The sequence below is a fragment of the uncultured Thiodictyon sp. genome, assembly GCF_903946935.1.
Taxonomy (GTDB): domain Bacteria; phylum Pseudomonadota; class Gammaproteobacteria; order Chromatiales; family Chromatiaceae; genus Thiodictyon.
Map to the genome: position 1 here is coordinate 1 of NZ_CAJAXH010000055.1, position 5,408 is coordinate 5,408.

Consider the following 5,408-nt stretch of genomic DNA (forward strand, 5'->3'; position numbering starts at 1 on the left):
GCTTGGCGCCTTGGCGTGAGCAATTGCGGGATGTAGGATGACTGATTCTGCGCCACTGCTCTGGTACAACAGCGGACTGTCGAACACCTATGACGCCGTGCGGCTGATCCGCGAGGCCGCCGGCGGCGCCCTGCGGGTGCTGGCGAGTCACGGCGAACCGCAGGCCCCGGTGCTGGCGGCGGCCGATCTGGCCTTGGTCGAGCCCGCCGGGAGCTTGAGCGATGCCGACTATGTCGCGTGGTGTCTCGGAGTCTGCCGCCGCTACGAGGTACAACTCTTTATCCCCAGCCGCCGTGCCCGCGCCCTGGCCGCGGCCGGCGCGGCATTCGCTGCGGTGGGTACGCGCATCCAGGCCTTTGCACCGGCGACGCTGGCCCTGTTCGACCACAAGGACGCCCTCTACCGGGACCTGGTGGGGACGCCGATCCCGCTCCCGGCGTACCGGGTGGTCGATTCGTTGGACGCCTTCGACGACGCCTACGCCGATCTCAGTACCCGCCACCCACGCCTGTGCGTCAAGCCGACCGTGGGCATCTACGGGGCCGGCTTTCGCATCCTGAGTGAGACCGCCGACGATTACGACACACTGCTCGGTGTCGAGCCGAGCGTCATCTCGCTCCACGCCTACCGCAGCGCCCTGGAGCGCACGCGGCGCCGCTTCGAGCTCCTGCTGATGCCCTTCCTGCCCGACACCGAGCGGTCGGTGGATTGCCTGGCGGTCGCCGGGCGGTTGGTCGCCGCGGTGGCGCGGGCGAAGAAGGGGCGGCACCAGCTATTGGAAACGGCAGGCCCCGCCGTCGATTATGCGCGGCTGCTCACCGAGCGCTATGGTCTGGACGGGGTCTTCAATTGCCAGTTCAAGGACCAGAATGGGCTCGCGCACCTGCTGGAGATCAATGCGCGGATGTCGGGCGGGCTGCTCTATGCCTGCCAGTCAGGGGTCAACTTTCCGTATTGGAATGCCGCCATTGCACTTGGATTGGCTGAACCGCAGGCGGTTCCGCCGCCGGCCGAGGGGATTGCGATTGCACCGGTGCAGGGCGTGGTGACGGTGGCTGCCGGTCAATGGCCAACGGAACCAGCCCTTTAGACCGTAGGGTCCGCTGCGCGGACCGGCGACCGCTCTCGTGACACCGCTCGAGCGGTGTCACGCCTGTGTCAGGCACTCTGCGCCTTGAAAACCGGGAGCGCCGGTGACTGAATCATGATTTAAGGCCTACGTCCCCTATTTCGCACTCGCCGGCTCAGTGCTTTTCACCGCCGCCACCGAAGATACCAGGAAGCCGCTGATCCAGTGCAAACGCGCGACGCCGTGGCTTGGACTCAGACGGGTCACTCCCTGGTATCAGTGTGCGGCTCGAATCGTCCGCTTCGACGCCCGCCGACTGAACAGGCTCGGCGCTCGCCTGCGGGTCGTTAAAGAGATCGGGTAGCCCCGCGTCTGAGATTGAGCGGTGTCTTCTCAAGCCCGCCTGTTCAGTCTCGCGGGGATCTCCGCCAGCCGACGCCGACTGCACCGATAGCCCGCCGAATAGACCGCTCAACTGGGATCGAGGCTTATCATGAGTGCCTGCTGCGACGGAATCTGCGGGGGCGTTGATCGTAAAGACATCGCCAAGTGCGGTCGCGCCCGAAGGCTGAGGTGTATCCTCACCCGCTGCCCTGTTTACCTGGACCTGGTCGCCAAAGACACCGCCGGGCAATTGATCTCGCTTCATTGCGGATGGCAGATCGGCGAAACCTGGGCCAGGTGGCGCAACCGCTGGTGCCGGCGGGATAACCGAAGCCGGAGCGGTCAGGGTCGCTGCCCCGCCAATGGCTGCCTGAACCGGCGCGGACGGCATCGCGCGAACTCCCTGGTCGGTCGGCTGCGGCGAAGACTCAATGAGATCGTCTGGTATCGGCGGTAATACGGGCGCCAGCGGCCCGGGCACTTCAGGACCTTGGGCCAGCGGGGGCGTGCAGACAGCGAGCATATCCAGCTCCGGTGGCCGGCGCTTGCGGACGGTGGCGGGAGGCTTTGCCGCCTTGACCCGTATTCCGAGCTCTGCGCGAGTCGCATTCCTCTGCTCTTCCACGGCAACGGCCGGCCGAGACTGGCCGCAAAACGGACAGTAGTCAACCGCCCAACCCAACGGCACCGCGCAATATCTGCATACCAACATCGGTTTACACCCGAGCGTATTCAGGACTCCACCAGCATCTGCTTGATGCGGCGTCCGGCGACCTCTAACTCGAACCAGTGCGAGTCCGCCGACAGGTTGAACGTGACCCGCGCGGGTAGACCGTCGGCAAAGTTCTTCACGACCGCACCGCGGGAATCATAGATGCGGGCCGTCGGGGCAACGATCTGATGCTCGCTCACCACCTCGGCGAAGATTTCGGTGAGTACACGCATATCTTTGGCGATCTTGTGGTCCCAGACATCCACGTCGGTACCGGACTCAAGGTCGTCGAGTTCCTCCATCTGGCGCTCATCGATCTGGCTGCCCACTCCGATCAATACGCATTTCACCGGATTGCGCCGGCCGGCCGCGATGTCTTCACAGAGCGTCACCGTATAGCCCTTGACTGCATCCAGATCATCCAATCTGCCATCCGTGATAAAAATGTACATCCCGCGACGGGCGGCCGCGAAACGCTTGACAAAATACTCGACCGCCGGCAGCAAGACGGTTCTTTGACCAAAGCCGTGGGCGACCGGCCCATGGAACTGGGCATGCTCACAGTCGGCGCCGGTGAGATCGCCCAATTCCTCGATCTGCGAGCCGTCGCCGCAGGCCCAATAGATGACTGTCGTGCCGCCATCGGCATCGAGATTCTCGGCCAAATATCTGGTGAAGTCGCGCGCCTTGGCCTCGACCTCGTTTTGCGAGCGGGCGACATAGCCACGCGACAGGGCATCGTTCCATGCCTCTGCGGAAAATATCCTGAGCCGCTGACCATCCTTTTCGACATGCTTGATCCAGCCGTTGCGCTCGTAGTGCGCCGCCACGTCTTTTGGCAAGCGCCCTTGCGGCCCGGCGACCAGATGATTTCCGAACAAACCTTGCATCGACACGCTGGCGTCCATCGCCACTCCGGTTTGCCAGCCCTCAGCCTCGGCGCCGACCGGCTCCATCAGGATACTAAAGAACACCTCATGCTGGTGGCCCAGCCGGCGCACGTCCACTTCGCCGAATTCTTTGGCCACCAGGTGACTTGGCAACTGACGATTGCGTCCAACCGGTTGCTCCTCGCGCTTGCCGGACTTCGAGAACAGGTTGGCGAACAGGGCCATCGATGATCTCCTTAGACAATTGAAGCCGCGCTATGACGCGCCGAGCGCCTCGCTGACATCCTGCGAGATGTCTCGCGATGGGGTATGGATGGTGAACAGCGTTTGTCCCTTGGGTAGTACGAAGCGGAATTTACCAGGCAGCCCGTCGGCCCACGACGCCAGCGTCGTTCCGGAACCATCCAGGACGCTGCCGGAGGCGGCGATGATGGTCTGCTCGTCCATCAGCTCACCGTACAGGACACCCAGGATGTCGGCCTCGTCTTTCATGGAGGCGACCATCCCATGAGACCACAGATCGTAGGTGATTCCGGTGCCCTCAAACATGTCGTCGAAGCGCTCCAACTGCTGCTCGTCGACGTCATTACCGATACCGATCAGGACGAGCTTCAGCGGCTTGCGCTTGCCGTCTGCCATCGCTTTGCCAAGCGCGGTGCAGTATTGCATACAAGCCGATTCGTCCTCGATCACCCCATCGGTCACGATGACCCCAATCGTCCAATCCGCGTCACGGGCAATGGTCTCGACACCGTATTGAATCGCGGGCAAGAGCTTGGTGCCACGCCCCCAGTCTTTTGGCGATTTGGGCCCGTCGATTGCCGCATGCGACCACCCGGCCTCGTCGAACTCACCAATGATTTCGGTCTTGCCGCCATCCGGACTGATCGCCCAATAGAGCCCGGTCACAGTCCCGGTTTTGGTCACGGTGGTGAGAATGCAGCCGAGCTTTCTCGCCACCGCCTGCACATAGTTTGGCAGCACCTCAAAAACACCCCCGCCGCCATACATTTCTTTGAGCGATCTGGAGGCATCCAGGGCCAAATAGGCCTTCGAGTTTCCCTCACCGACCAGAATGTCGGGGTCGGGCATGAAGCAAACAACGATTTCGTGCGAGCCGTTCGGCTGCCGCAGTACATTCACGTCGGCAAGCGGTCTGTTGGGTCTGGCGATTTTGGCCATTGCTATACTCGTTGACTTACCTGAATCCGTAGAACTGGAGAATGCCAGGGGCGGCGATCGACTAAGCCGGAAGAGTGCAATCGCCCCGGCGCGCCACGCGAGGAACCTGACAGGCGTAGCCGGACGGCCAAGCGGTCACCCTTGCCGACACGGCGGGCGGCGATCGAACGCAACGCCAGAACCGCACAAACGTGTGTCGAATCAATGATCCCTCTTGAAGGCGGCCGATGCAACCACTTGGATCTTCAGCGAGCGGCATCGCTAACCTTAACTATCGCCAGCAATATTGCACCGCGCTGCCGGCCCTGTCAACGACCAGCGGACCGAGCATTCTTTGGGCGACCCGCGACTCGCCCGGATCTCGCACTGACCTATTGGAGTGCCATGCTTGGCACTCGGTGAGCAGTAGGCCGAGGCGATAGCGATTGCGCCGGTGCAGGGCGTGGTCTCGATGGCTACCCATCAAGGGCCAACGGAGCTCTTACTTTATTCCGCCTAATCTTGCTCCAGTTCAAGCCCAGAAGGGGCGCGACATACCAGCCCAGGGCAACGCCCTGGGTATGAGGAATAACAGGCTAGCCCTGAAAGGGCGTGACATAAGGAACCACGCCGCTGGATCGCGCCCTTTCATCGCCAGGCCGAACAAATAACGCTAACCCAGGGCGTTGCCTTGGGCTGATATGTTCGGCCCCGCTGGGGTCGGTATAAAACATAAAGCGAGATGGGGTAGTAGGACGTCCCACGGGTACCCGGTCATCCAAGAAATCGTCTCCATCCGCGACGCCAATCGGCACCTATCCCGGTACCTCGAACGGGTCGAGCAGTCCGTCGGTCGGGTTATCGAAGCGTAACCCGACGCCTCCCGCGCTGACTGTCGGGTTACGGCGCGTCCAACGTCGCGGATAACAGCAAGGCTCCGCGCGCGCGCCTAACCCGCCCTAAGCGCTAACGACCATGGCAGCACGAGCAGCCGCCCCGCAAGATGAAAGCGCCCTGTGGAAGCGACTATAGCCGCGACGATGCCACGGCAACTAGTGCTGCAGAGTGAAAATTCTGGCACCGCTTGCGGGCTGTGTTCGTTATCATGCTGAACACGTCAACTTCCCGCTGCTTGAGTTTGTTCGCCATGCCCCTTTGCACCGCCGCCCCCGTGGATATCACCGAGAAACAA

3 protein-coding genes are annotated in these 5,408 nt (G+C 62.4%); 1 reads left to right on the top strand and 2 read right to left on the bottom strand.

The window, feature by feature from the left end; genetic code table 11:
* Positions 1 to 37 precede the first annotated feature (37 nt).
* Complete coding sequence (locus QZX93_RS05355; protein ID WP_295388358.1) at positions 38 to 1,090, top strand: ATP-grasp domain-containing protein; 1,053 nt, start codon at positions 38 to 40, stop codon at positions 1,088 to 1,090.
* A gap of 1,095 nt (positions 1,091 to 2,185) precedes the next feature.
* Here QZX93_RS05355 and QZX93_RS05360 read toward each other — a convergent pair.
* Together QZX93_RS05360 and QZX93_RS05365 are read right to left on the bottom strand one after the other, a co-directional pair.
* Positions 2,186 to 3,280, bottom strand: a complete 1,095-nt coding sequence (locus tag QZX93_RS05360) for a hypothetical protein (protein WP_295388361.1) — start codon at positions 3,278 to 3,280, stop codon at positions 2,186 to 2,188.
* A 30-nt stretch (positions 3,281 to 3,310) separates the two neighbouring features.
* The gene (locus QZX93_RS05365) at positions 3,311 to 4,237 is read right to left on the bottom strand and encodes a vWA domain-containing protein (RefSeq protein ID WP_295388365.1); all 927 of its coding nucleotides are present in this window, start codon (positions 4,235 to 4,237) and stop codon (positions 3,311 to 3,313) included.
* Positions 4,238 to 5,408: the final 1,171 nt, after the last annotated feature.

Excerpts from the sequence above, each read along its gene's own strand:
- QZX93_RS05355 (WP_295388358.1), top strand. The coding sequence starts at position 38 with ATGACTGATTCTGCGCCACTGCTCTGGTACAACAGCGGACTGTCGAAC.
- QZX93_RS05360 (WP_295388361.1), bottom strand. The coding sequence starts at position 3,280 with ATGGCCCTGTTCGCCAACCTGTTCTCGAAGTCCGGCAAGCGCGAGGAG.
- QZX93_RS05365 (WP_295388365.1), bottom strand. The coding sequence starts at position 4,237 with ATGGCCAAAATCGCCAGACCCAACAGACCGCTTGCCGACGTGAATGTA.